Here is a 24254-nt window from a genome sequence, read left to right on the forward strand (position 1 = left end):
CCTGAAGGGAAAGCTGCACGTAATCAGCAAGCGATATACGCAGCGAATTGAGCGGCATAACCTGAATCTGAGGCAGCACCTGGCACGGCTGGGACGGAAGTCGCTGTCGTTCTCAAAATCGGTGGAGCTGCATGACAAAGTCATCGGGCATTATCTGAACATAAAACACTATCAATAAGTTGGAGTCATTACCCGCTCGCCACGGGAATATCTGCGGCAGCGGGCCAGTAATGGGTTAAGTGATAACAGGTGTCTGGAAATATAGGGGCAAATCCACTGGGGCATTAACTACACCAAGATTTTGGTTTGTCTGTGGGCGTGTTTACTGTTTTTTATTATCATGCGTACACAATTAGCAAGCGAGCTGTGGCCGTCAATTGCATTATTATGCCTGGCATCGCTCTGCTGTAACTTGTTACTACTGACTCTGGATGAATATAATTATACCATCTGGTATATCAGTCGTGGCATTGAGGTTTCGAGTAAACTGTTTGTTGTCACCTTCTTGATATATAATATATTTCAGGAACTACAACTTTCCAGCAAACTAGCGGTTCATGATGTACTGACCAATATTTATAACCGTCGTCACTTTTTCAACAGTGTAGAGTCATTACTCTCTCGCCCTGTTGTGAAGGATTTTTGTATTATGCTGGTAGATATTAACCAGTTCAAACGTATAAATGCTCAATGGGGCCATCATGTGGGCGATAAAGTTCTGGTTTCCATTGTCGATATTATCCAGCAAAGTATCCGCCCCGATGACATCTTCGCACGTCTGGATGGTGAAGTGTTTGGCTTGCTATTTACCGAATTGAATACCGCCCAGGCAAAAATTATCGCCGATCGGGTGCGTAAAAATGTCGAGCTCCTGACCGGATTTAGTAATAGATATAATGTCCCTGAACAAATGACCATCAGCATTGGCTGTGTTTTTTCCACGGGTGATACGCGTAATATCTCGCTTGTCATGACGGAAGCAGATAAAGCGTTATGTGAGGCGAAAACCGATGGCGGCAACAAAGTGATTATTCATTATATTTGAGTGCAAAATTATTCAAAGCCATGCTTTTTGCATGGCTCTGGCATACAATTTATTACCAATACCCCTAAATTTCCCCTCCCCAGCGGCGCAGAGATGAGTATAATTAGCGCCCCTGTACCAGGCCGCAATCGAACTTTATCTGGTTTTCTCGTTTCACTAACCGAAGGAGTGCCATTTATCATGAAATTGCACCATAGAATGCTCCGGCATTTTATCGCCGCAAGTGTCATTGTGCTGACATCTTCCTTCCTTATTTTTGAACTTGTCGCCAGCGACAGGGCTATGAGTGCTTATTTGCGCTATATCGTCCAGAAAGCAGACTCCTCCTTTCTCTATGACAAGTATCAAAATCAGAGCATTGCCGCACACGTGATGCGCGCGCTTGCTGCGAAACAGTCTGAGGTGTCGCCAGAACAGCGACATGCCATCTGTGAGGCTTTTGAGTCTGCCAACAATACCCATGGCTTAAACCTGACTGCCCATACTTATGCGGATTTACACGGAACATTGCAGACCGCATCCACTGACTGCGACACAATTGTCGAAGCAGCGGCGCTATTACCGGCATTTGATCAGGCGGTGGAAGGTAACCGCCACCAGGATGATTACGGTTCCGGTCTTGGGATGGCCGAAGAGAAATTTCACTATTATCTCGATCTCAATGACCGCTATGTCTATTTTTACGAGCCGGTCAATGTTGAATACTTCGCGATGAATAACTGGTCCTTCCTGCAGTCAGGAAGCATTGGTATTGATCGTAAAGATATTGAAAAAGTGTTTACCGGTCGCACCGTATTATCGAGCATTTACCAGGATCAGCGTACTAAACAGAATGTGATGAGTTTGCTGACGCCAGTCTATGTTGCCGGGCAATTAAAAGGTATTGTGTTGCTGGATATTAGTAAAAACAATCTGCGCAATATTTTTTACACTCATGACCGCCCTCTCCTCTGGCGTTTTCTCAATGTTACGCTAACCGATACCGATTCGGGACGCGACATTATTATCAATCAGAGCGAAGATAATCTGTTTCAGTATGTCAGTTACGTCCATGACTTGCCTGGCGGCATTCGTGTTTCGTTATCCATTGATATTCTTTACTTTATTACATCATCATGGAAAAGCGTTGTATTCTGGCTGCTGACAGCATTGATATTACTCAACATGGTACGGATGCACTTCCGCCTGTACCAAAACGTGACTCGCGAAAATATCAGTGATGCGATGACCGGGCTATATAATCGCAAAATATTAACGCCTGAACTTGAGCAGCGTTTGCAGAAACTGGTGCAATCCGGTTCTTCGGTGATGTTTATTGCGATTGACATGGACAAGTTAAAGCAAATAAATGACACCCTCGGTCATCAGGAGGGCGATTTAGCCATTACGTTATTAGCTCAGGCGATTAAACAGTCGATTCGTAAAAGCGATTATGCCATCCGTCTCGGTGGCGACGAATTTTGCATTATTCTGGTCGATTCGACGCCGCAAATTGCAGCACAACTGCCTGAACGTATCGAAAAACGTCTGCAACATATCGCGCCGCAGAAAGAGATCGGCTTCTCTTCCGGTATTTACGCGATGAAAGAAAACGATACGTTGCATGATGCATATAAAGCTTCCGATGAGCGTTTATATGTCAATAAGCAGAACAAAAACAGCCGTTCATGATAACCTTCTGTGGTTGTTTGCTTGTAATCCCAGGAGCGTGAAATGACTGAAATGGCTAAAGGAAGCGTGACGCATCAGCGGTTAATCGCTTTATTATCACAAGAAGGCGCTAACTTTCGCATCGTTACCCACGAAGCGGTGGGTAAATGCGAAGCGGTGTCAGAAATTCGTGGCACCGCTTTAGGTCAGGGTGCTAAGGCACTGGTGTGTAAAGTCAAAGGTAATGGCGTAAATCAGCATGTTCTGGCGATCCTCGCTGCCGATCAACAAGCTGACCTTAGCCAACTCGCCAGCCACATCGGCGGGTTACGTGCTTCGCTGGCCAGCCCGGCGGAAGTCGATGAACTGACAGGCTGTGTCTTCGGTGCTATCCCGCCATTCAGCTTCCACCCAAAACTCAAACTGGTTGCCGACCCGCTACTCTTTGAGCGATTCGATGAGATCGCCTTCAACGCGGGTATGCTGGATAAATCCGTTATTCTGAACACCGCAGATTATTTACGCATTGCACAACCCGAACTGGTCAAATTCCGTCGTACTACGTAACTAGCTGGTTCGTTCAATAAGCAGAACAGATAGCACCAGCACAACCGCAATGGCAAAAAACGATGACGTGATAATCAGTGTCTCAACGAACATTTGATCGTTCATGGTCTTACCCCAGGGGATACCTGTTTTCACGTTATTGTTAGCGCACACAAATGGCAATTTGATGACAATTTGCCTGATTTTTTATGCATAACACGTAATTGTTCTCTGCTTCCTCTCATCAGCAGGCGTAAAGTAGGCAGGCTTATTATTTTTTGGCAAGGAAACCACGATGTTTGATGTCACTTTGCTGATCCTGCTCGGGTTAGCTGCGTTGGGCTTTATCAGCCACAACACCACTGTCGCCGTTTCAATTCTGGTGTTAATCATTGTCCGCGTCACACCGTTAAGCACCTTTTTCCCGTGGATCGAAAAACAAGGACTGAGTATCGGGATAATCATTCTGACTATCGGCGTAATGGCTCCTGTAGCCAGCGGGACACTGCCGCCATCGACACTTATTCACTCGTTTCTGAACTGGAAATCGCTGGTGGCAATTGCCGTGGGAGTGATTGTCTCCTGGCTTGGCGGACGCGGCGTGACCTTGATGGGCAGTCAGCCGCAACTGGTTGCCGGGCTGCTGGTGGGCACGATTTTAGGCGTGGCGCTGTTTCGCGGTGTGCCGGTCGGTCCGCTTATTGCCGCAGGTCTGGTCTCTCTGATCATCGGGAAACAGTAGTTAATCCCGCAATATACCGGCCTGGCGTTTGCCCCAGGCCTTTCTTAAACATGGTAATAAAAGCCGTTGTTGAATCATACCCCAGCATATGCGCCACTTTCTGAACACTATCGCCTTTCACTAACCTCTGAAGTGCCAGAATGAGCTGCAACTGATGACGCCACTGACGAAAGCTCAACCCCGTCTCTTTAACTATCAGCCTGGCAAGATTGCGTTCACTCATCGCAAAAAAATTTGCCCATTGCCCCAATGTCCCCCATTCGACGGGCTCTTTTGCCATCGTATCCACCATCACGCGGATTTTGGGGTGCGAAGAAACGGGTAACTGCAACTGTTGTTGCGGTTGCTGAGGGAGTTCATCAAACAGCACCTGAATTAATCTGCGCGTCATTGGTTCAGCACGTTGAGCTGCTGTTCTTTTTGCCAGCGTTAAAATTAATTCACGACATAAAGGCGCAATTTTCAGCGTGCAACATTTGCCCGGCATTATCACCGCACTGGATTCAATAAATAAAAAACAAAGCTCGGCATTCGCTGTCACCTGATTACTATGCTCCACACCACCGGGAATCCATACTGCATATTGTGGCGGCACCATCCACAGCGCATTTTCCACCGTACAGGTAATGGCTCCACGCAGAGCCAGTATCAGCTGCCCTTTGCGGTGCTGATGTACAGGACTGGTCAATTCATCCTTTCCGGCATGAATACAAAATGCGACCGCCGTTTCATGGTGAAGATCGGGTTCATAACCATTGAGATTTAACCTGTGCATCATTTTGTCCGAATTTAGCGATAATTTGTCATTTTAGCTTGATTCAACATAACAATAAAAACAGTAAGGTAGAGCCTCGCTTGTAACAATGAGATATCTATGATCCGTTCAACTTCATTAAGCGGCAAAAACAGGATTGTCCTGATAGCCGGCGTTCTAATGATTGCCACCACACTTCGTGTTACCTTCACCGGCGTAGCACCGTTACTGGATACCATTCGTTCCGCTTACTCACTGACGACGGCGCAAACAGGGTTACTGACGACCTTACCTTTATTAGCCTTTGCGCTGATATCTCCTCTTGCCGCGTCGGTGGCACGTCGTTTTGGTATAGAGCGCAGCCTGGTGGCAGCATTACTTTTGATTTGTGCTGGCATAGCAATTCGCTCTCTTCCTTCGGCTTACTTATTATTTGGCGGTACGATTATCATTGGCTGTGGGATTGCATTAGGGAATGTCTTGCTACCTGGTCTCATTAAACGCGATTTTCCCCATTCCGTCGCCAGACTTACCGGCGCATATTCCCTGACAATGGGCGCTGCAGCGGCCCTGGGGTCAGCTCTGGTGGTGCCGCTGGCTTTGAACGGTTTTGGCTGGCAGGGCGCGTTGCTCATGCTGATGTGTTTTCCTCTGCTGGCTCTATTTATATGGCTGCCGCAATGGCGTAATCAACAACATGTGAATTTGAGTACCTCACGCGCCTTACATACCCGGGGTATCTGGCGTTCACCGCTTGCCTGGCAGGTAACATTGTTTCTTGGGATCAACTCACTGGTCTATTACGTGATTATCGGCTGGCTTCCGGCGATCCTCATCAGTCACGGCTACAGCGAGGCACAGGCAGGTTCGCTGCATGGTTTGTTGCAATTAGCCACTGCTGCTCCCGGTTTGCTGATCCCACTTTTCTTACATCATGTGAAAGATCAACGCGGTATTGCCGCTCTGGTCGCCTTAATGTGCGCAGTGGGTGCGGTTGGGCTCTGCTTTATGCCAGCACACGCTGTCACCTGGACTCTGCTTTTCGGTTTTGGTTCCGGGGCAACAATGATACTTGGACTAACGTTTATCGGACTGCGAGCAAGCTCTGCGCATCAGGCCGCTGCTCTTTCGGGTATGGCACAATCCGTCGGGTATCTGCTGGCAGCTTGTGGGCCGCCGCTAATGGGCAAAATACACGATGCTAACGGTGACTGGTCCACGCCACTGATTGTTGTCGCAATTCTTTCACTGCTGATGGCGATTTTTGGACTTTGCGCCGGAAGAGACAAAGAAATTCGTTGATATCCGGTGCTATAGTGACGATGCAAATCATGCGTGAAAGGGAGAACAAACACGATGAATATTCAGTGTAAACGCGTTTATGATCCGGCTGAACAGAGCGATGGTTATCGCGTACTGGTCGACCGTCTCTGGCCGCGTGGTATCAAGAAAACTGATTTAACACTTGATGAGTGGGATAAAGAGATCACGCCGTCAACGGAGCTGCGCAAAGCCTTTCACGGCGAAGTGATCGATTTTAAAACCTTTCGCGAACAATATCTTGCAGAACTGGCGCAACACGAGCCAGAAGGGAAACGGCTGGCGGAAATCGCCCAAAAACAGCCGCTGACCCTGCTCTACTCGGCAAAAAATACCACGCAAAACCATGCGCTGGTGCTGGCCGACTGGCTGCGAAGCTTGTGATTTTAGCCTGGCATCCGGCGGTTATTTTTCACCCGCCGGATGATCCCGTCGCCATAATGCCCATTCATCAATCGTTTCACCGCCCGGTAATTTGCAATTGTTGCTGACCCCTTGCGATGTCTGCACGGGAATGAGCGTACCGCCTTTCTGTTGGCAGTAGACCGACGCCGGATTCGCCATCCCAACATGCGGCGGTTTTGGTGCGTCGGGTTGAGAAGTGGTTGAACATCCCGCAAGAATTAACAGGCAAGGCAGAGTAAAACTGATAATTTTCATTCGTTGATCTCATACGTTTATCTACGCCTTAGAGTATCGCGGTATCGTTTTGTTTTGCAGCACTATTTCCTTTACATTCACTTAAAATATATTACGGCTAGTTTCATCTTCTTTGATGATGTTTTATCATGCCTGCAAAGATTAAATAATCAGCATTTTACCCGCCGTATCCTGGAGTTCTTTCGTGTCAGATCAGATTATTGCCCGCGTCTCGCAGTCACTCGCCTCAGAACATTCTCTGGAAAATCTGGTTCGGCAACTTCTGGAGATGCTGGAAATGGTCACCGACATGGAATCGACCTATTTGACAAAGGTGGATATTGACGCGCGACTGCAACATATCCTGTTTGCCCGTAACAGCCAGAAAATGCACATCCCGGAGAATTTTACCGTCTCGTGGGATTACTCGTTGTGCAAACGCGCCATTGATGAAAACTGTTTTTTCAGCGATGAAGTTCCAGGCCGTTGGGGTGACTGCATTGCGGCACGCAATCTTGGTATTACCACATTCCTGAGCACACCAATTCACTTACCGGATGGATCATTCTATGGCACGCTTTGCGCCGCCAGCAGTGAAAAGCGCCCGTGGAGTGAACGCGCAGAGCAGGTTTTGCAGCTATTCGCCGGACTGATTGCACAATATATTCAAAAAGAGGCGCTGGTTGAGCAATTACGTGAAGCCAATGCCGCTCTGATTGCGCAATCTTACACCGACTCTTTGACCGGCCTACCGAATCGGCGGGCGATTTTTGATAATCTGACGACGCTGTTTTCCCTCGCTCGGCATCTGAAGCGTAAGGCAATTATTGCTTTTATCGACCTGGATAACTTCAAATTAATCAACGACCGATTTGGTCACAATAGCGGCGATCTGTTTCTTATTCAGGTTGGCGAGCGCCTCACCAGGCTACATCAGAATGGCGAGATTATTGGTCGTCTCGGCGGCGATGAATTTTTGGTCGTTGCCCTGGCTAATGAAAATGCCGATATCCAGTCACTGCGTGAGCGTATCCAACAGCAAATACGTGGAGAATATCACCTGGGTGATATTGATCTGTTTTATCCTGGCGCCAGTCTTGGCGTAGTAGAAGTGGATCCTGAAACCACCGATGCAGACAGTGCCCTACATGCTGCCGATATCGCGATGTATCAGGAGAAAAAACACAAACAGAAACCCCCTTTTGTCGCGCATTCAGACAGGCACTCCTGAGGCGTATTCACATCCTTTTCTTTGGTGGTAACATGCGAATCGGTATTGTTTTTCCCGTCGTGATCTTTATTACGGCAGTCATATTTTTAGCGTGGTTTTTTATTGGCGGCTATGCGGCCCCAGGGGCATAAAGATGAAAAAAACAACGATTATTATGATGGGCGTGGCGATTATTGTCGTTCTTGGCACCGAGCTGGGATGGTGGTAATACCGCGTCGATAAAATAGCAAAGGCTGCCTACAGGCAGCCTTTGTGCTTTTCAGTATTAACTTTTGACTTTTCTGTAGATAAACAGCACGACCAGCGCACCAATCACGGCAACCACAAAACTACCAAAGTTGAAGCCATCGACTTTGCCAAAACCAAACAGTGTACTGATCCATCCACCAACTACGGCACCGATAATTCCCAGCAGGATGGTCATAAAGAATCCACCACCATCTTTACCAGGCATGATCCACTTCGCCAGAATACCGGCAATAAGTCCAAAAATAATCCATGACAGAATGCCCATTGTTTCCTCACTTATCTGTTTTGCATTAGCGGGTTAGTCGCTGATAAAAAGCATAGCACAACATAAGAGAGGCAAGAATTGTGATATGTGTCACAGAGCATTTTTTTTACGATGGCGCAGAATTAGCGCCATCTACATTAGCAATAATTACCAACCACACACATCATGTTCATTTTCCATGTCATAAGAACGCACGGTATTGACGAGATCTTTTATCACTTCGGCCGCCACTTCTGGCACCAGTAATGTCATCGGCGTCTCTGTTTCGTAATCGACAGAAACGCCATTACTGTTATTGGTGACGGTTACGGTATACGTTGCTTTGCCCATAATTCATTTCCCGCTATGAATGACTTTCCGTTGTTTTGCACCTTCCATCAGGACTTCAGGAGCAACGAAGAAGTCGATGTTGAAATAAGTATCGTCAGTCATGGCTTCAATATTGTGCCACTTTTCCGGCGGGAACACTGCGAATTGACCTGCTTCGATGAGGATCACCTGATCAGGTTCTGCGCTGTGTTCATCGGCGTAGCCGAGATATTTGACCGCCCCATGCATAACGGACAGGCGTGGATAAACACCCGGACGCGTTCCTTTATCAAGATGACGTTCGAATATTCCGGCAGGCGCAGTTTGTTTATTCCAGAAAGGTGTTGAGCGCGTATGAATGTAATTTTGTGGGATTTGCAGCATCCTTTTCCCTCCTTCGGTAAATGTGCTGAAAACCATTTATTCCAGCCGTTTCAGGGTACGCCTGATAATTTGCATTTTAAATACCATTTATTGGTTACTTTTTAACGTCATCCAGGCGAAATATAGATGTATTTCAGGAGGGAAGCCCGCAGCATCGCGGGCTGAAAGCATCAGGACTGCAGCGTCGCCAGTCGTGCGGCAAAACCCACAAACATCAGGCCAATCAGCGAGTTGCCCACTTTAGCCAGTTTCTTTTTGGTTCGAATGTACTGCGTGACAAAAGCACCAGAAATAATCAGGAAGCTCAAATAACAGAAGCTTACCAGTTCCAGAGTTGTCGCCAGAATAAAGAATGAAATCCCCGTATGTGGCGCATTAACATCGATAAACTGTACGAAAAACGACACATAGAACAAAATGGCTTTCGGATTGGTCAGACTCAAAATTAACGCGCGCTTGAAAATAGCGCCATATTGAGGTTCATCTGATTTGGCCTCGCTATTTTTACCCTTCAGGGTAGCGTAAAGAATTTTACTCCCCAGATAGAGCAAATAAAACGCGCCAAGATAACGTACAATATTGAATAATATCGGTGTGGTCTTAATTAAGGTTGCTACACCGGCCCACGCCAGAAACATCAATACTGCATCGCCAATAAATACACCACAGGCCGCAAGATAACCGCCTTTCACTCCACTGCTAACGCTATTTTTAAGCACAAACAGGGTATTCGGCCCTGGCACCAGCACGATAAAAATGGCCCCAACCAGATAGGTCCAGTAATTCAGAACCCCATATTCTGCGAACACATTAACCTCTTTAATTCTCTTTGGATCATGCGCGATTAAAGGTGAATATGCTAACCAATCCGCAACGGCTTAGAAAGGAGAAAATCAGGTTTTAACCTGACAATAACCTGAGAATAGAGTAAAAAATGGCGCTCATTCCAGTGAAAAATTCGGGTAATGATTTGCAAAATACTGGCGCAAAAACTCTACCGTAATCCTTACTTTTGCGGATGTCGCCAACCTTGAGACATAAACAGCCCAGACATTTGCTGGCTGATAATATTCAGGTAAAACCTGTACCAGATGTCCACTGGCAATATTTTCACTAACGTCCCACCAGGAGCGCAGCGCAATCCCTTGTCCATCGAGACACCACTGATGGACAATTTCACCATGATTAGACGACATCGGTCCGGTGACTTTAATGGCATGGTGACCCTCTTTATTGCGCAATTGCCAGACACCAAACGGATGATCGCGCTCTTTTATGACCAGGCAGGGTAACGCAGAAAGATCCGTTAAATGTTTCGGTGCACCATATCGCGCAATAAACTCCGGCGACGCGCAGAGAATACGGTAATTGGTCGCCAGTTTACGGGCAATTAAGTTAGGTGCAATGTCGTCGCCAATACGAATATCCAGATCGACCCCTTCATTGACCAAATCGACCAACCGGTCTTCCACATCAAAACGTAACTCCAGTTGCGGATACGCCTTCGCCAGTGCTGACAGTGCCGGAGCTACCACCTGCCGTCCAAAACCAAAACTGCTGATAATACGCAGCATTCCCTGCGGCACCTGGCGCACGTCGGAAAGCTCATCCATCATCTGCCCGACATCCTGCAAAATCCGCTGCGCCCATTCATAAATCCGCTCACCTTCCTCGGTAATGGTGACGCGACGGGTGGTGCGGTGTAATAGCACCACGTTCAGAGTTTGCTCCAGCAAGGCGATGCGCTTGCTGACGAAGGCCGGTGAAACGCCTAATTCTTCCGCCACGGCGGCAAAACCAGCCCGGCGAGCCACCAGCATAAAGACGCGCAAATCGTTCAGCAGCGGTAAATTATTCATGATTCGTGTTTTATGTTTCACCAGTTGCGGGGATTAATTCCTGATCAGTCAATTATAGGATGGTGGAGTTGTCAATTTTGCTGATCAGGAAGTGAGAACCTAATGATGAAAACGATGCGTATTGCTGCGATCCCTGGAGACGGGATTGGCAAAGAAGTCCTTCCTGAAGGGATTCGTGTGTTACAGGCTGCTGCTGAACGCTGGGGCTTTGCCTTAAGTTTTGAGCAGATGGAGTGGGCAAGCTGCGAGTATTACAGCCATCACGGCAAAATGATGCCGGACGACTGGCATGAACAACTCAGCGGTTTCGACGCTATCTACTTTGGTGCCGTCGGCTGGCCGGATACCGTTCCGGACCATATTTCGTTATGGGGATCGCTGCTGAAATTTCGCCGCGAGTTTGATCAGTACGTCAACCTGCGCCCGGTACGCCTCTTTCCCGGCGTTCCCTGCCCACTGGCGGGTAAACAGCCTGGCGACATCGATTTTTACGTGGTGCGCGAAAATACGGAAGGCGAATACTCGTCTCTGGGCGGTCGACTGAACGAGGGAACAGAACATGAAGTTGTCATTCAGGAATCGGTATTTACCCGCCGTGGCGTCGATCGCATTTTGCAATATGCTTTTGAGCTGGCACAAAGCCGCCCGCGCAAAACCCTGACTTCTGCCACGAAATCTAACGGTTTAGCCATTAGTATGCCGTACTGGGATGAGCGAGTAGAAGCAATGGCAGAAAATTACCCGGAAATCCGCTGGGACAAGCAGCATATTGATATTCTCTGTGCGCGCTTTGTGATGCAACCGGAACGCTTTGATGTGGTAGTAGCGTCTAATTTATTTGGCGATATTCTTTCCGATCTTGGCCCGGCCTGCACCGGCACCATCGGCATTGCCCCATCCGCCAACCTGAATCCGGAACGCACTTTCCCGTCGCTCTTCGAGCCTGTCCACGGTTCCGCGCCGGATATCTACGGGAAAAATATTGCCAACCCTATCGCCACAATTTGGGCCGGTGCAATGATGCTCGATTTTCTCGGCAATGGCGATGAGCGTTTCCAGCGAGCGCACAACGGCATTCTGGCAGCGATTGAAGAAGTGATTGCTCACGGGCCGAAAACACCCGATATGAAAGGTAATGCCACCACGCCACAGGTTACCGACGCGATTTGCAAAATTATTTTGCGTTAAGGTCGAACCAGTTTATTTGAACCGCGTCACTGACGCGGTTTTTTTATTCGTTCTTTACAGTAAATAACCTGCGTCATTTCACCTTTTATTGTTTCCGTTCCGTGTTTTATGGCTTTCCGTATTCTTAATTGTTTAATTTATGTAACATGCAAATAATCAATTTGTTAAACACAACAAAAAGTTCATTACCCTGAAAATAATTACAACTGGCAAAAGCCAGCGACGGGCTTTTATGCCCAGGAGATGACTCATGATGAGCAATGTTAAGAAAAAAGATTTGCCACTGATTAGCATCAGCCTGGTGGCCATTCTTTTCATCGCAGCCACATTAAGCCTTTTTCCGCAACAGTCGGCCGACGCGGCCAACGCAATATACAGTTTAGTTACCCGCACGCTGGGTTCCGCCGTACAGGTATTAGTTTTGCTGGCAATGGGGCTGGTAATTTATTTAGCCACCAGCAAATATGGCAATATTCGTCTTGGCGAAGGTAAGCCGGAATACAGTACGCTCTCCTGGCTGTTTATGTTTATTTGTGCCGGATTAGGTTCCTCCACGCTTTATTGGGGCGTAGCGGAGTGGGCCTATTATTATCAAACGCCTGGTTTAAATATCGTGCCGCGTTCACAGCAGGCACTGGAATTTAGCGTTCCCTACTCCTTTTTCCACTGGGGCATCAGCGCCTGGGCAACTTATACGCTGGCCTCATTAATCATGGCTTACCACTTTCATGTGCGGAAAAATAAAGGTCTGAGTCTTTCCGGCATTATTGCCGCCATTACCGGTGTTCGCCCGCAAGGCCCATGGGGAAAACTGGTCGATTTGATGTTTCTGATCGCCACTGTCGGCGCGCTGACCATTTCTCTGGTGGTGACGGCGGCAACCTTTACCCGTGGGCTTTCCGCGCTGACCGGTTTGCCGGATAACTTCACCGTGCAGGCATTTGTGATCCTGCTTTCCGGCGGCATTTTTTGCCTTAGTTCGTGGATAGGTATCAACAACGGTTTACAACGTCTGAGCAAAATGGTCGGCTGGGGCGCATTCCTGCTGCCATTGCTGGTTTTGATTGTCGGTCCAACCGAATTTATTACTAACAGCATCATCAATGCCATCGGCCTGACCACACAAAACTTCTTACAGATGAGCTTATTCACCGATCCGCTTGGCGATGGCTCATTTACCCGCAACTGGACCGTTTTCTACTGGCTCTGGTGGATCTCTTACACCCCCGGCGTGGCAATGTTCGTCACCCGCGTATCACGTGGTCGTAAGATCAAAGAAGTTATCTGGGGGCTGATCCTCGGTAGCACCGTCGGCTGCTGGTTCTTCTTCGGCGTGATGGAAAGTTTTGCTATTCATCAGTTTATCAAAGGGATAATCAACGTTCCGCAGGTGCTGGAAACGTTGGGCGGTGAAACGGCCGTTCAACAAGTTCTGATGTCGTTGCCAGCCGGTAAATTGTTCCTCGCCGCTTATCTGGGCGTGATGATTATTTTCCTCGCCTCGCATATGGATGCAGTGGCCTACACCATGGCAGCGACCAGCACGCGGAATCTTCAGGAAGGTGATGATCCAGACCGTGGCCTGCGTCTGTTCTGGTGCGTGGTAATCACCCTGATCCCGCTTTCAATTCTGTTCACCGGTGCATCGCTGGAAACCATGAAAACCACCGTGGTACTTACAGCCCTTCCCTTCCTCGCCATTTTACTGGTGAAAGTGGGCGGATTTATTCGCTGGCTGAAACAGGATTACGCCGATATTCCGGCTCATCAAATTGAACATTATCTCCCGCAGACACCGGTTGAAGCCCCGGAAAAAACGCCAGTGCTCCCTGCGGGAACCGTATTCAAAGGCGACAACTGAGCGCCATCATCCTAACGATAAAGGTATCCCTATGAGCAATCTGAGCCCTGACTTTGTGCTACCCGGAAATTTTTGCGCTAACCCGCAAGAGGCGTGGACCATTCCTGCCCGTTTTTATACCGATCAGAACGCCTTTGAACACGAAAAAGAGAACGTCTTTGCCAAAAGCTGGATTTGCGTCGCTCACAGTAGCGAACTGGCGAATGCCAATGATTACGTAACGCGTGAGATCATTAGCGAAAGCATCGTGCTGGTACGCGGTCGTGATAAGGTTTTGCGAGCGTTCTATAACGTTTGCCCGCACCGTGGTCATCAGTTATTGAGCGGTGAAGGGAAAGCGAAAAATGTGATTACCTGCCCGTATCACGCCTGGGCATTCAAACTCGATGGCAACCTGGCCCATGCGCGTAACTGTGAAAACGTCGCCAATTTCGATAGCGACAAAGCGCAACTGGTTCCGGTGCGTCTGGAAGAATATGCCGGATTCGTCTTCATCAACATGGATCCCAACGCCACCAGCGTAGAAGATCAGCTACCAGGCCTGGCGGCAAAAGTGCTGGAAGCCTGCCCGGAAGTCCACGACCTGAAACTGGCGGCTCGTTTTACTACCCGTACGCCTGCCAACTGGAAGAACATTGTCGATAACTATCTCGAATGCTATCACTGTGGTCCGGCGCATCCAGGTTTCTCAGACTCCGTTCAGGTTGATCGTTACTGGCACACCATGCACGGCAACTGGACGCTGCAATACGGTTTCGCCAAACCGTCCGAGCAGTCTTTTAAATTTGAAGAAGGTACAGACGCTGCGTTCCACGGTTTCTGGCTGTGGCCGTGCACTATGCTGAACGTCACGCCAATCAAAGGGATGATGACGGTCATTTATGAATTTCCGGTGGATTCTGAAACTACCCTACAAAACTACGATATCTACTTCACCAATGAAGAGCTAACCGACGAGCAAAAATCGCTGATTGAGTGGTATCGCGATGTGTTCCGCCCGGAAGATTTACGTCTGGTTGAAAGTGTGCAGAAAGGGCTGAAATCGCGTGGCTATCGTGGTCAGGGGCGCATCATGGCCGACAGTAGCGGTAGCGGAATTTCCGAACACGGTATCGCCCATTTCCATAATCTGCTGGCGCAGGTGTTTAAGGACTAATGACATCGGCGGCGGTATTTTCCGCCGCCGGGCTGATTTTTGATGGAGTACAGCAATGTCAGACTATCAAATGTTTGAAGTACAGGTGAGCCAGGTTGAACCGCTTACCGAACAGGTGAAATGCTTCACGCTGGTGACAACCGATGGCAAACCGCTGCCTGCGTTCACCGGCGGAAGTCACATCATTGTGCAGATGAGCGATGGTGATAACCAGTACAGCAATGCTTATTCACTACTAAGTTCACCGCTCGACACCTCTTGTTATCAGATTGCCGTTCGGCTGGAAGAAAACTCGCACGGCGGTTCACGCTTTTTGCATCAGCAGGTAAAAGCGGGCGATCGATTGACCATCTCGACACCCAATAACCTGTTTGCTCTGGTTCCCTCGGCTCGAAAGCATCTGTTTATCGCGGGCGGCATTGGTATCACCCCTTTCCTGTCGCATCTGGCAGAGTTGCAACACACGGACGTCGACTGGCAGTTACATTATTGTTCGCGGAGTCCAGAAAGTTGCGCGTTTCGTGATGAATTAAACCAACATCCTCAGACTGATAAGATTCATTTTCATCACTCATCGATCGGAACGCGACTCGAATTAGTGCGATTATTAGCGGATGTCGCCCCAGGCACACACATTTATACCTGTGGCCCCGAGGCTCTGAATGACGCGGTGAGAAGTGAAGCAGCGCGTCTGGGTATCGCCTCCGACACGCTACACTTTGAACAATTTGCTATTGAAGACAAAACCGGCGATGCCTTTACGCTGGTACTCGCCCGTTCCGGGAAAGAGTTTGTAGTACCAGAAGAGATGACCATTTTGCAGGTCATTGAAAATAACAAAGCGGCAAAAGTGGAATGTTTATGTCGTGAAGGGGTATGCGGAACCTGTGAAACAGCAATTCTGGAAGGTGAAGCCGATCATCGGGACCAGTATTTTAGCGATGAAGAGCGCGCCAGCCAGCAGAGTATGTTGATCTGTTGTTCGCGTGCGAAGGGTAAACGCCTGGTGTTGGATTTGTAGTTTATCCGAAGCCGGATGCGGCGCTGGTTGCGCCTTGTCCGGCTTACGAACGTTTTACTGCGGATATTCCTGCAATAAATTATGTAATGCTTCCGCCATCAACTCACCACGCCAGCCGGAAATCAGCTCAGGCAAATTGTTCTGCGGTTTTAATTTCCAGTGCCAGTTCAGCAGTTGGTTGATTTGCCGACGCGATGCCAGCAATTCGACGCTGATCTTGTGCGTTTCGCTCACGTCAGTAATCAGCGACTTAATCGCTTTAAACGCTTTGCGATAACCGGGCATATCCATCAGGTTAAGCATTGGCTGCGGTAAGGCCTCTTCCGGCAATGCCTGCGCTTTCTCTACCAGCGCCAGCAGCGTTTTACCGTGGAAGCGAATTTCACTACCGGATAAGCCCAGACTGTCCAGTTCGCCCAGACTCCCTGGCATATAACGCGCTACCGACCACAAATGTTCTTCACGCACGACAAAGTTCACCGCCAGATCGCGCTCCCGCGCCTTGCGCAGTCGCCAGTCGGCTAACAGTTGCAAACAGGCCAACTGACGTGTACGTAGCTGCCAGGCATTGGTGATATCACGCCAGGCATCTTCCGGCGCAACGACCTCCTGACGACGCGTTTGCATCAGGCGACATTCATCCAGCGCCGCAGGTAGCCAGCCAGAGGCTTCGGTTTCAACCATCAGTTTTGCGGTGATCGGTAACAGATACCAGACATCCGCCGCCGCGTATTCGCACTGACGTTCGGTTAGCGGTCTGGCGAGCCAGTCGGTGCGCGATTCACTCTTGTCCAGCGTAACGCCGGAATACTCTTCTACCATGGAGGCAAACCCCCATGACATCGGGCGTCCGCAGAATGCGGCGAGGATTTGCGTGTCAATCAGGGGTTGTGGTAATTCACCAAAGACATTGAGGAACACTTCCAGATCTTCACTGCCCGCATGGAGAAATTTGGTGATGGAAGGATCGCGCAGGATCGCTTTCAGCGGTGACCAGTCGGTGATCCCGAGTGGATCGATTAGCGCCAGATGCTCGCCATCAAAAAGTTGAATCAACCCCAGTTGTGGGTAATAGGTGCGCGTACGTACAAATTCAGTATCCAGGGCTATCGCCGGAAAGGCACGGACGGCTTCACACAAAGAAGCCAGCGCATCGTCCGTGGTAATCATTTGGTAATTCAAATTGTATTCTCTTTAGTGGGCGTCAAAAAAAACGCCGGATTAACCGGCGTCTGACGACTGACTTAACGCTCAGGCTTTATTGTCCACTTTGCCGCGCGCTTCGTCACGTAATTCTCGTCGCAAAATTTTTCCGACGTTAGATTTCGGTAACTCATCACGAAATTCCACCAGCTTCGGTACTTTGTAGCCTGTGAGCTGACGGCGGCAAAAGGTCACCAGTGACTCTTCGGTAAGCGATGGATCTTTTTTCACTACGAAGATTTTCACCGCTTCACCACTGGAGCCGGAAGGTACGCCAACAGCCGCCACTTCCTGTACGCCTGGGTGCTGCATGACCACATCTTCAATCTCGTTGGGATAGACGTTAAAGCCGGAAACCAGAATCATGTCTTTTTTACGATCGACAATGCGCAGGAATCCTTCTTCATCCATCACTGCAATGTCGCCTGTGTGTAACCAACCATTTTTGATGATTTCATCGGTGGCATCCGGGCGCTGCCAGTAGCCCAGCATCACCTGTGGACCTCTGACACAAAGTTCGCCCGGTTGCCCCGGTGGTACTTCGTTATCATCATCATCCACCAGTTTGGCTTCCGTCGATGGCACCGGTAATCCAATGCTACCGCTGTGATAATCAATATCATACGGGTTAACGCTCACCAGCGGCGCACACTCGGTTAAGCCATAACCTTCCAGCAGATATTGTCCGGTCAGTTTCACCCAACGTTCTGCGACCACTTGCTGAACGGGCATCCCGCCACCTGCGGACAAATGCAAACTGGAGAAATTCAGTTGCTGGAACTCTTTATTGTTCAGCAACGCGTTGAACAAGGTGTTAACGCCGGTGATAGCGGTAAACGGGTATTTCGCTAACTCTTTCACCAGCCCCGGAATATCGCGTGGGTTGGTTATTAATAAGTTCTGCCCGCCCAGCTCAATAAACAGCAGGCAGTTAATGGTTAGTGCAAAGATGTGATACAGCGGCAGCGCCGTCACCACCAGCTCTTTACCCGGATGCAGCAGCGGCCCATAGGTCGCGTTAACCTGCTCCAGGTTTGCCAGCATATTGCGGTGAGTCAGCATCGCGCCTTTCGCCACACCAGTGGTGCCGCCGGTGTATTGCAGGAAGGCTAAATCTTCCGGCACCAGTTCAGGTTTGACGTACTGCATCCGGTAGCCGTTATGCAGGGCGCTACGAAATGAAATAGCATCTGGCAGATGGTATTTCGGCACCAGACGTTTGATGTATTTAACAACGAAGTTAACTACCGTGCCTTTTGCCGTGGAAAGCTGATCGCCCATACGGGTCAGAATAACGTGCTGGACGGCGGTTTTATCGACCACTTTTTCCAGGGTATGGGCAAAGTTAGACACGATGACAATCGCCGATGCGCCGCTGTCGTTGAGCTGATGCTCAAGTTCGCGTGGGGTATACAACGGGTTAACGTTTACGACGATCATCCCGGCACGCAGAATACCAAACAGCGCCACCGGATATTGCAATAAGTTAGGCATCATCAGCGCAACGCGATCGCCCTTCTTCAGCCCCAGCCCTTGTTGCAAATAAGCGGCAAATGCGCGACTGCGCTCTTCCAGCTTGCGGAAGGTCATCACCTCCCCCATATTCACAAACGCTGGCTGATCGGCGTAGCGCGCGACCGACTGCTCAAACATATCCACCAGAGATTGATAACGGTCAGGGTTGATCTCCGTCGGAACATCGGCGGGATAACGGTTAAGCCAAACCTTCTTCAATTCTTCACCTCTAAAATGCGTGTTCGTCGTCATCGCAACCCCAAGTGATATACATGCTGTTAACATAATATTAACTCATCATACCAGCTTGATAATTCCCCAACGAAAAGGTTGCGAAGCGCGTCACTATTTATTTTTATATTTACCGTAAGAATGCAGAAACAGCGGACCAGCCGCTGTTTCTTTTTCTTTAAAAACAAGCAATTATTCAGTTACAACTGTTTGTACTCTCGCGGGGCCAGGATTATACCAGCCCCATCCGCCGTAACCATAGGGCCAGCCTCGACCGCCATAAAACCACGGATCAATCGGCTGAGGCGGCATAATCACCTGCTGGGTTAAATGCCAACGTTTATAACCCGTTACCTGCATCACCATAAATTTATAGGGCGTGTTGCCGATTTTGCCGTCAACCGCACCGGTGATTGGCCCAACTACCGTGACCAGTTGTCCACGGAAATCGACCGGATCAAGAAAACCATTCACATCTGCATAAATGCGCCCGCGAGAAGGCTCTCCCAGCGTCGGCCTGGCTCCGCTATCGAGCGGTACGGTGGCAATTTCCAGACGGGTTTTCCCCTGCTGGTTTTGCACCGCGACCACTTTGCCGCCAAAGCGCGCCTCCTGACCAACGTACAGCTGCGGCGCACTCATCACCCGAACTAAATCTTGTTGCGGCGTGGGACTGCTGCCTTTAATGGCGTCCGGCACGGTGACACAACCGCTCAGCATTAGCGCAAACGTACCTGCCAGTATGCCTTTGATAACATTCTTTTGAACCGCCATGATGCGACTCCTTTTTTTCTCAGGGCATACTCTTAAGATTCATTCTTTGCCCGGAAGTTTCTTCCACGCGACGTTGTTACGTAAATAAACCGGCTCGGCATGTTCCACCGCCACCGTTTTACCCTCGGCAAACATCAGACAGGCAATCGGCAGCATATCTTCTGCGGCGGGCAGTAACACTTCACCATCGCGCAGAACCAGCCCGCTCTCTTTGCCAAGATCCGGCCAGGCTTGCCAGCCCGTCCCCACCGTCACCCATTCGCCGGAAAGCTGCTGCATCCGCTCATGAACGAGTTCTGGTTTGAGTACGGCTTCGGTTTCTTCACCGTGCCAGATACCGTTTTCATCTCGCTGATATTCAGCCCAGTAAACTTCGCCCATCCGCGCGTCAATGGCTGCCAGCACGCGGGTTGCGCCGTTTTTGCGCCACGCCCCTTGCGCCATGGTCATTAGCGTGGAGACGCCAATCATCGGCAACTCCGCGCCAAGCGCCAGCCCTTGCGCAATGCCAATACCAATACGCACGCCGGTAAAGCTACCGGGGCCACGTCCGTAAGCCAGAGCATTAATGTCAGTCAGGGAGGTTCCGCTGGTGGTCAGGATATCCTGCACCATCGGTAAGATTCGTTGAGTATGTTCACGAGGGCAAAGCTCAAAATGAGCGTTGACAGTACCGTCGTTCCACAGGGCGACAGAGCAGGCCTCTGTCGCGGTATCGATAGCCAGAATTCGCATGGGTCTTCGTGCTTAGATCAATAAAAAGGCGCGCATCATACCATACTCAATAACAAATTACCTGGAGGATGGTATCGCAAGGAAGCGAACCGCACGGGCAATGTCACGGGTACGCGGCGCGGGCGGCAGGCTGGCGAGGAACGTTGCACCGTAAGGACGCATCACCAGTCGATTGTCACAAATCACCAGCACGCCACGATCGTCGGCATCGCGAATCAGTCGCCCTACGCCCTGCTTGAGAGTAATGACCGCATCCGGGAGCTGCACTTCATCGAACGGGTCACCACCGCGCAAACGGCAATCTTCCATGCGTGCTTTTAACAGTGGGTCATCCGGCGAGGTAAACGGCAACTTGTCGATAATCACCAGCGACAGCGTATCGCCGCGCACGTCCACCCCTTCCCAGAAACTGCTGGTCGCCACAAGAAGCGCGTTACCGGCGCTGACAAACTGCTGCAACAGTTGCCCTTTGCTGGTTTCGCCCTGTAACAAAACGGGAAGCGTCATGGTGGCGCGGAATTGCTCAGCCAGATCGCGCATCATGGCGTGCGAGGTACAAAGCATAAAACAACGACCATTGTTGGCTTCGATGATCGGTCGCAGCATTGCCGCCAGTTGCCGTGCGGAACCCGGTTGATTGGTTTGCGGCAGGTTACGCGGCACACAGAGTAACGCCTGGCGGCTGTAATCAAACGGGCTGGGTAACAACAACGACTCCGCCTGTTCTATCCCAAGCCGCGAGGTGAAATGATGCAGATCGTCATTCACCGACAATGTTGCCGAGGTAAAGATCCAGCTACCGGGCTTTTGCTCCATTAATTCTTTGAATTTATCCGCCACGCTTAGCGGCGTCAGCGCCAATGTAAAATGGCGCGAAGTACATTCGTACCAGTAACTGTAGCCTGGCTGATTGATCTCTTTTAGCCGTTTCAGTCGTGTGCGATATAACGTAGCGCGTTCAAATGCCGCATCCAACAACGCGGAACGCCCCAGCGACAATTTCGCCACGTCGTAACAGAGTTCAAGGGTGTCATCGAGCAGTAAAAACGCTCGCTGAATTTGCGGATTAGCTAACAGTTCGCGCAGATTGCCGCGATAACCCGGCTCACCGAGTTGCAGACGAAAATCCTGCGCGCTCTGGGCAAGGCGGTCGGCGCACTTTTGCAACTGTTGAGTGTCTTTTAATTCAGTGCGATAGGCGATGGTGATGTCTTTTGCCAGATCGAGCAATTGTCGACTGGAGAGTGACTGCCCAAAGTACTGGCTGGCAATGTCCGGCAACTGGTGGGCTTCGTCGAAGATCATGACGTCTGCTTCCGGGATCAGTTCGCCAAAACCACTCTCTTTCACCACCATATCCGCCAGAAACAGATGATGGTTCACCACCACCACATCGGCATCCATCGCTTTTTTGCGTGCTTTGACCACAAAGCAATCTTTATACATCGGGCAGTCGCTGCCGAGGCAGTTATCGTTGGTGCTGGTGACCAGCGGCCACGCCTGTGAATCTTCCGCCACGCTAACGCAGGTGCTGATATCACCATCGATTGTTTGATTAGACCAGGAGCGTAGTAGGATCGCATCGCTTAAAATTTGTACCGGCAGATCGCCGCCCGCCAGCGCCTGCTGTTCGAGACGTTCGAGGCAGAGATAGTTTGAGCGCCCTTTCAGCAACGCCATGTTGCCCGTGTATTTCAACGCCTTTGCCACCGTCGGCAAATCGCGGCTGTAGAGCTGATCCTGCAATGCTTTAGAGCCGGTCGAGATAATGACTTTCTTTTTCGCCCGCAGCGCAGGGGCAAGATAAGCGTAGGTTTTGCCTGTACCGGTTCCCGCTTCCACCACCAGCGGCTGGCTTTTTTCTATCGCCCCAGCGACGGCTACCGCCATCTGTCGCTGTGGTTCACGCGGCTTAAAGCCAGGTATCGCTTTCGCCAGTTGACCGTCTGGTGCAAAATCGTCCGTCACACTACCCCCTGTTGATTTGAACAGGGATTATGTCAGGCCAGGTTGCTTTTCGCCAGCTGAAGTGGTGACGGCGACCTTACATTGTGGCAGTCTTTGCAGCACAAAAATGGAATGATGATGAGGACAAAATGATGACTATCGTTCGTATTGACGCCGAAGCCCGCTGGTCTGATGTGGTGATCCACAACAACACGCTCTACTACACCGGTGTACCGGAAAACCTCGATGCCGATGCGTTTGAGCAGACCGCGAATACGCTGGCGCAAATTGACGCAGTGCTGGCAAAACAGGGCAGCAATAAGTCGAGTATTCTGGATGCCACGATTTTCCTGGCCGATAAAAACGACTTCGCTGCAATGAATAAAGCCTGGGACGCCTGGGTTGTCGCGGGTCATGCACCTGTGCGCTGCACGGTACAAGCGGGATTGATGAACCCGAAGTATAAAGTTGAAATTAAAATTATTGCGGCGGTCTAATTCCGGAAGATAATTATATCAAGGCAAAAATCACACGATAATTTATCGGAAAACTGGTCGATTATGAACAAATCGGCCAGTGCTTAAGATCTTACTTTAGATGGGTAACACCCCGGCTGATAATTTATTTTTATGATTCCTATTGTATTTATACAAAAATGATATTAATCGCAAAAACCAAACCATTATGTTAATCACTCGATTAACTTACGCTGCTTTTCTTTCTTGTCCTTCCTTGCCTGAACAATCTGGCTGGGGCACTACGATTCACTGTTAATTTTCGGCACATCACTAGATAACCCGCCATGACCTGCTACCTTTAAAATACCTGAATGTCAACAGGTTAACTAATGAGATATCGTTATAATCCTTTTGATATTAGGCGCAATTTAATGTCATATATAGCCTTATCGATCACGTGGTTAATTTAAGGACAAGAATATGCCTGCTGTAATAGATAAAGCCCTGGATTTTATTGGTGCCATGGATATATCAACACCAACCCCCAGCTCTATGAATGAAAGTACGGCGAAGGGAATATTTAAATATTTGAAAGAACTGGGAGTACCCGCAAGTGCCGCCGATATTACTGCGCGAGCCGAACAGGAAGGCTGGAATCCTGGATTCACGGAAAAAATGGTGGGATGGGCAAAAAAAATGGAGTCTGGTGAACGCGTGGTGATTAAAAATCCAGAATACTTCTCCTCTTATATGCAGGAAGAGCTCAAAGCACTGGTATAAGTTAAATCTCTACCAACAAAAATGAGCCAGGACGCTTTTTTATCACAGAAAAGCGTCCTTTTTTCTAACCATCAAAAACACTGCTTAATTCATTCAACCAGTACAGCCCCACAATTTTCTGGTTCAAACGCTACGGGCCAAATGGTTCGCTTGTCATAATGCGCCCTGTTGAAACCAACATAGTATTACTCATCTTCATCCTCAAAACGCGCCACGATCCGCTCGCCGGAATGATTGGCGCGTAACTCTTCGGCTACCAGTGCGATTGCCTGACCGCTGCTCATCCCCTGTGCCATCAGTTCCTGAATACGCTCAACGGCTTTTTGCTGCTGTTCATGGGTGAGTGAAGGTAAACCTGCAAACATTGTTAACTCCTGCTAAATTGTTGGCGC

The 24254-nt window shown here is 49.4% G+C and carries 29 protein-coding genes and 1 pseudogene; 16 read left to right on the plus strand and 14 right to left on the minus strand.

Annotated features, from left to right (window positions below; genetic code table 11):
- The 4 genes and pseudogenes from A7589_RS08045 to yeaK all read left to right on the plus strand — a co-directional run.
- Nucleotides 1–178, plus strand: a 178-nt coding sequence (locus tag A7589_RS08045) for an IS1 family transposase (protein ID WP_000663719.1), incomplete at its 5' end; no start/stop codon positions are given.
- Between the two features lie 99 nt (nucleotides 179–277).
- Nucleotides 278–1045, plus strand: a pseudogene (locus A7589_RS08050) (diguanylate cyclase); the annotation flags it as partial.
- Between the two features lie 180 nt (nucleotides 1046–1225).
- Nucleotides 1226–2716, plus strand: coding sequence for a diguanylate cyclase DgcJ (gene dgcJ / locus A7589_RS08055; protein WP_010354168.1), 1491 nt, complete (start codon nucleotides 1226–1228; stop codon nucleotides 2714–2716).
- Between the two features lie 42 nt (nucleotides 2717–2758).
- Nucleotides 2759–3262, plus strand: a complete 504-nt coding sequence (gene yeaK / locus A7589_RS08060) for a mischarged aminoacyl-tRNA deacylase (protein ID WP_000138049.1) — start codon at nucleotides 2759–2761, stop codon at nucleotides 3260–3262.
- Here the strand turns inward: yeaK and yoaI are convergent, their stop codons facing one another.
- Nucleotides 3263–3367 carry a small membrane protein YoaI gene (gene yoaI, locus A7589_RS08065; RefSeq protein ID WP_000999631.1) on the minus strand — a complete coding sequence of 35 codons (105 nt, stop codon included), beginning with the start codon at nucleotides 3365–3367 and terminating at the stop codon, nucleotides 3263–3265. It lies immediately after the preceding gene.
- Between the two features lie 169 nt (nucleotides 3368–3536).
- Between yoaI and A7589_RS08075 the strand changes: the two genes are divergently transcribed.
- Nucleotides 3537–3983 (plus strand): DUF441 domain-containing protein, encoded by a 447-nt coding sequence (locus A7589_RS08075; protein ID WP_000460713.1) that lies wholly within the window; start codon nucleotides 3537–3539, stop codon nucleotides 3981–3983.
- On the opposite strand, the gene A7589_RS08080 is transcribed toward A7589_RS08075, so the two are convergent.
- Complete coding sequence (locus tag A7589_RS08080) at nucleotides 3967–4761, minus strand: AraC family transcriptional regulator (protein ID WP_000972229.1); 795 nt, start codon at nucleotides 4759–4761, stop codon at nucleotides 3967–3969. The two genes, A7589_RS08075 and A7589_RS08080, sit on opposite strands and share 17 nt — an antisense overlap.
- 96 nt (nucleotides 4762–4857) lie before the next feature.
- Here A7589_RS08080 and nimT point away from each other — a divergent pair, with 96 nt between their 5' ends.
- Together nimT and A7589_RS08090 are read left to right on the plus strand one after the other, a co-directional pair.
- Nucleotides 4858–6039, plus strand: a complete 1182-nt coding sequence (nimT, locus tag A7589_RS08085; RefSeq protein ID WP_000621406.1) for a 2-nitroimidazole transporter — start codon at nucleotides 4858–4860, stop codon at nucleotides 6037–6039.
- Nucleotides 6040–6093: 54 nt separating this feature from the next.
- Entirely contained in the window at nucleotides 6094–6441 is a 348-nt protein-coding gene (locus tag A7589_RS08090; RefSeq protein ID WP_010354172.1) for a DUF488 domain-containing protein, read from the plus strand.
- Between the two features lie 21 nt (nucleotides 6442–6462).
- Here the strand turns inward: A7589_RS08090 and A7589_RS08095 are convergent, their stop codons facing one another.
- Nucleotides 6463–6717: a putative hemolysin gene (locus A7589_RS08095; protein WP_000691925.1), complete on the minus strand. Its 255-nt coding sequence runs from the start codon at nucleotides 6715–6717 to the stop codon at nucleotides 6463–6465.
- Nucleotides 6718–6901: 184 nt separating this feature from the next.
- On the opposite strand from A7589_RS08095, the gene A7589_RS08100 reads away from it, so the two are divergent.
- From A7589_RS08100 to yoaJ, 3 genes are read left to right on the plus strand one after another with little or no spacing between them, the layout of a single operon-like run.
- A complete protein-coding gene (locus A7589_RS08100) occupies nucleotides 6902–7927 on the plus strand; it encodes a sensor domain-containing diguanylate cyclase (protein WP_108188796.1) in 1026 nt (341 codons plus the stop codon).
- A 32-nt stretch (nucleotides 7928–7959) separates the two neighbouring features.
- Nucleotides 7960–8058: a YoaK family small membrane protein gene (locus A7589_RS08105; RefSeq protein ID WP_032155883.1), complete on the plus strand. Its 99-nt coding sequence runs from the start codon at nucleotides 7960–7962 to the stop codon at nucleotides 8056–8058.
- Nucleotides 8059–8060: 2 nt separating this feature from the next.
- Nucleotides 8061–8135 carry a protein YoaJ gene (gene yoaJ / locus A7589_RS08110; protein WP_001386836.1) on the plus strand — a complete coding sequence of 25 codons (75 nt, stop codon included), beginning with the start codon at nucleotides 8061–8063 and terminating at the stop codon, nucleotides 8133–8135.
- A gap of 57 nt (nucleotides 8136–8192) precedes the next feature.
- Here yoaJ and A7589_RS08115 read toward each other — a convergent pair whose 3' ends face one another.
- The 5 genes from A7589_RS08115 to dmlR form a co-directional block, all read right to left on the minus strand.
- Nucleotides 8193–8441, minus strand: coding sequence for a GlsB/YeaQ/YmgE family stress response membrane protein (locus A7589_RS08115; RefSeq protein WP_000512152.1), 249 nt, complete (start codon nucleotides 8439–8441; stop codon nucleotides 8193–8195).
- Between the two features lie 147 nt (nucleotides 8442–8588).
- The gene (locus A7589_RS08120) at nucleotides 8589–8771 is read right to left on the minus strand and encodes a DUF1869 domain-containing protein (protein WP_000513736.1); all 183 of its coding nucleotides are present in this window, start codon (nucleotides 8769–8771) and stop codon (nucleotides 8589–8591) included.
- A gap of 3 nt (nucleotides 8772–8774) precedes the next feature.
- Nucleotides 8775–9134, minus strand: coding sequence for a DUF1971 domain-containing protein YeaR (gene yeaR / locus A7589_RS08125; protein ID WP_000939314.1), 360 nt, complete (start codon nucleotides 9132–9134; stop codon nucleotides 8775–8777).
- Between the two features lie 170 nt (nucleotides 9135–9304).
- Nucleotides 9305–9943, minus strand: a complete 639-nt coding sequence (leuE, locus tag A7589_RS08130; RefSeq protein WP_000457214.1) for a leucine efflux protein LeuE — start codon at nucleotides 9941–9943, stop codon at nucleotides 9305–9307.
- 132 nt (nucleotides 9944–10075) lie between these two features.
- A complete protein-coding gene (gene dmlR, locus A7589_RS08135; RefSeq protein WP_016158134.1) occupies nucleotides 10076–10993 on the minus strand; it encodes a DNA-binding transcriptional regulator DmlR in 918 nt (305 codons plus the stop codon).
- Between the two features lie 102 nt (nucleotides 10994–11095).
- Between dmlR and dmlA the strand changes: the two genes are divergently transcribed.
- From dmlA to yeaX, 4 genes are all read left to right on the plus strand, one after another.
- Entirely contained in the window at nucleotides 11096–12181 is a 1086-nt protein-coding gene (gene dmlA, locus A7589_RS08140; protein ID WP_000978480.1) for a multifunctional D-malate/3-isopropylmalate/tartarate dehydrogenase, read from the plus strand.
- 250 nt (nucleotides 12182–12431) lie between these two features.
- Nucleotides 12432–14042, plus strand: coding sequence for a BCCT family transporter YeaV (gene yeaV / locus A7589_RS08145; protein WP_000987501.1), 1611 nt, complete (start codon nucleotides 12432–12434; stop codon nucleotides 14040–14042).
- Nucleotides 14043–14073: 31 nt separating this feature from the next.
- Entirely contained in the window at nucleotides 14074–15198 is a 1125-nt protein-coding gene (gene yeaW, locus A7589_RS08150; RefSeq protein ID WP_108188797.1) for a carnitine monooxygenase, oxygenase subunit YeaW, read from the plus strand.
- Nucleotides 15199–15253: 55 nt separating this feature from the next.
- Nucleotides 15254–16219 carry a carnitine monooxygenase reductase subunit YeaX gene (gene yeaX, locus A7589_RS08155; RefSeq protein WP_001286991.1) on the plus strand — a complete coding sequence of 322 codons (966 nt, stop codon included), beginning with the start codon at nucleotides 15254–15256 and terminating at the stop codon, nucleotides 16217–16219.
- A 54-nt stretch (nucleotides 16220–16273) separates the two neighbouring features.
- Here yeaX and rnd read toward each other — a convergent pair whose 3' ends face one another.
- The 5 genes from rnd to yoaA form a co-directional block, all read right to left on the minus strand.
- A complete protein-coding gene (rnd, locus tag A7589_RS08160) occupies nucleotides 16274–17389 on the minus strand; it encodes a ribonuclease D (RefSeq protein WP_021550660.1) in 1116 nt (371 codons plus the stop codon).
- 81 nt (nucleotides 17390–17470) lie between these two features.
- Entirely contained in the window at nucleotides 17471–19156 is a 1686-nt protein-coding gene (gene fadD, locus A7589_RS08165) for a long-chain-fatty-acid--CoA ligase FadD (RefSeq protein WP_010354178.1), read from the minus strand.
- Nucleotides 19157–19360: 204 nt separating this feature from the next.
- Nucleotides 19361–19942, minus strand: coding sequence for a Slp family lipoprotein YeaY (yeaY, locus tag A7589_RS08170; RefSeq protein WP_000290576.1), 582 nt, complete (start codon nucleotides 19940–19942; stop codon nucleotides 19361–19363).
- A gap of 39 nt (nucleotides 19943–19981) precedes the next feature.
- Nucleotides 19982–20677: a tRNA (adenosine(37)-N6)-threonylcarbamoyltransferase complex dimerization subunit type 1 TsaB gene (tsaB, locus tag A7589_RS08175; protein WP_001220978.1), complete on the minus strand. Its 696-nt coding sequence runs from the start codon at nucleotides 20675–20677 to the stop codon at nucleotides 19982–19984.
- Nucleotides 20678–20734: 57 nt separating this feature from the next.
- Nucleotides 20735–22645 carry a DNA repair helicase YoaA gene (gene yoaA, locus A7589_RS08180; RefSeq protein WP_108188798.1) on the minus strand — a complete coding sequence of 637 codons (1911 nt, stop codon included), beginning with the start codon at nucleotides 22643–22645 and terminating at the stop codon, nucleotides 20735–20737.
- Between the two features lie 131 nt (nucleotides 22646–22776).
- Between yoaA and A7589_RS08185 the strand changes: the two genes are divergently transcribed.
- Together A7589_RS08185 and A7589_RS08190 are read left to right on the plus strand one after the other, a co-directional pair.
- Entirely contained in the window at nucleotides 22777–23121 is a 345-nt protein-coding gene (locus A7589_RS08185) for a RidA family protein (RefSeq protein WP_024191110.1), read from the plus strand.
- A 441-nt stretch (nucleotides 23122–23562) separates the two neighbouring features.
- Nucleotides 23563–23862, plus strand: coding sequence for a DUF1889 family protein (locus A7589_RS08190; RefSeq protein WP_001111982.1), 300 nt, complete (start codon nucleotides 23563–23565; stop codon nucleotides 23860–23862).
- 185 nt (nucleotides 23863–24047) lie between these two features.
- Here A7589_RS08190 and A7589_RS08195 read toward each other — a convergent pair whose 3' ends face one another.
- Entirely contained in the window at nucleotides 24048–24227 is a 180-nt protein-coding gene (locus A7589_RS08195; protein ID WP_000457334.1) for a YoaH family protein, read from the minus strand.
- Between the last annotated feature and the right edge of the window lie 27 nt (nucleotides 24228–24254).

Origin of the sequence: Escherichia sp. MOD1-EC6475 (assembly GCF_003046645.1) — a bacterium.
GTDB classification, from domain to species: domain Bacteria; phylum Pseudomonadota; class Gammaproteobacteria; order Enterobacterales; family Enterobacteriaceae; genus Escherichia; species Escherichia ruysiae.

Bases quoted from the DNA above. Each gene is read 5' to 3' on its own strand.
- dgcJ (WP_010354168.1), top strand. From the start codon at position 1,226: ATGAAATTGCACCATAGAATGCTCCGGCATTTTATCGCCGCAAGTGTC.
- yeaK (WP_000138049.1), top strand. From the start codon at position 2,759: ATGACTGAAATGGCTAAAGGAAGCGTGACGCATCAGCGGTTAATCGCT.
- yoaI (WP_000999631.1), bottom strand. From the start codon at position 3,367: ATGAACGATCAAATGTTCGTTGAGACACTGATTATCACGTCATCGTTT.
- A7589_RS08075 (WP_000460713.1), top strand. From the start codon at position 3,537: ATGTTTGATGTCACTTTGCTGATCCTGCTCGGGTTAGCTGCGTTGGGC.
- A7589_RS08080 (WP_000972229.1), bottom strand. From the start codon at position 4,761: ATGATGCACAGGTTAAATCTCAATGGTTATGAACCCGATCTTCACCAT.
- nimT (WP_000621406.1), top strand. From the start codon at position 4,858: ATGATCCGTTCAACTTCATTAAGCGGCAAAAACAGGATTGTCCTGATA.
- A7589_RS08090 (WP_010354172.1), top strand. From the start codon at position 6,094: ATGAATATTCAGTGTAAACGCGTTTATGATCCGGCTGAACAGAGCGAT.
- A7589_RS08095 (WP_000691925.1), bottom strand. From the start codon at position 6,717: ATGAAAATTATCAGTTTTACTCTGCCTTGCCTGTTAATTCTTGCGGGA.
- A7589_RS08105 (WP_032155883.1), top strand. From the start codon at position 7,960: ATGCGAATCGGTATTGTTTTTCCCGTCGTGATCTTTATTACGGCAGTC.
- A7589_RS08115 (WP_000512152.1), bottom strand. From the start codon at position 8,441: ATGGGCATTCTGTCATGGATTATTTTTGGACTTATTGCCGGTATTCTG.
- A7589_RS08120 (WP_000513736.1), bottom strand. From the start codon at position 8,771: ATGGGCAAAGCAACGTATACCGTAACCGTCACCAATAACAGTAATGGC.
- yeaR (WP_000939314.1), bottom strand. From the start codon at position 9,134: ATGCTGCAAATCCCACAAAATTACATTCATACGCGCTCAACACCTTTC.
- dmlR (WP_016158134.1), bottom strand. From the start codon at position 10,993: ATGAATAATTTACCGCTGCTGAACGATTTGCGCGTCTTTATGCTGGTG.
- dmlA (WP_000978480.1), top strand. From the start codon at position 11,096: ATGATGAAAACGATGCGTATTGCTGCGATCCCTGGAGACGGGATTGGC.
- yeaV (WP_000987501.1), top strand. From the start codon at position 12,432: ATGATGAGCAATGTTAAGAAAAAAGATTTGCCACTGATTAGCATCAGC.
- yeaW (WP_108188797.1), top strand. From the start codon at position 14,074: ATGAGCAATCTGAGCCCTGACTTTGTGCTACCCGGAAATTTTTGCGCT.
- yeaX (WP_001286991.1), top strand. From the start codon at position 15,254: ATGTCAGACTATCAAATGTTTGAAGTACAGGTGAGCCAGGTTGAACCG.
- rnd (WP_021550660.1), bottom strand. From the start codon at position 17,389: ATGATTACCACGGACGATGCGCTGGCTTCTTTGTGTGAAGCCGTCCGT.
- yeaY (WP_000290576.1), bottom strand. From the start codon at position 19,942: ATGGCGGTTCAAAAGAATGTTATCAAAGGCATACTGGCAGGTACGTTT.
- tsaB (WP_001220978.1), bottom strand. From the start codon at position 20,677: ATGCGAATTCTGGCTATCGATACCGCGACAGAGGCCTGCTCTGTCGCC.
- A7589_RS08185 (WP_024191110.1), top strand. From the start codon at position 22,777: ATGACTATCGTTCGTATTGACGCCGAAGCCCGCTGGTCTGATGTGGTG.
- A7589_RS08190 (WP_001111982.1), top strand. From the start codon at position 23,563: ATGCCTGCTGTAATAGATAAAGCCCTGGATTTTATTGGTGCCATGGAT.
- A7589_RS08195 (WP_000457334.1), bottom strand. From the start codon at position 24,227: ATGTTTGCAGGTTTACCTTCACTCACCCATGAACAGCAGCAAAAAGCC.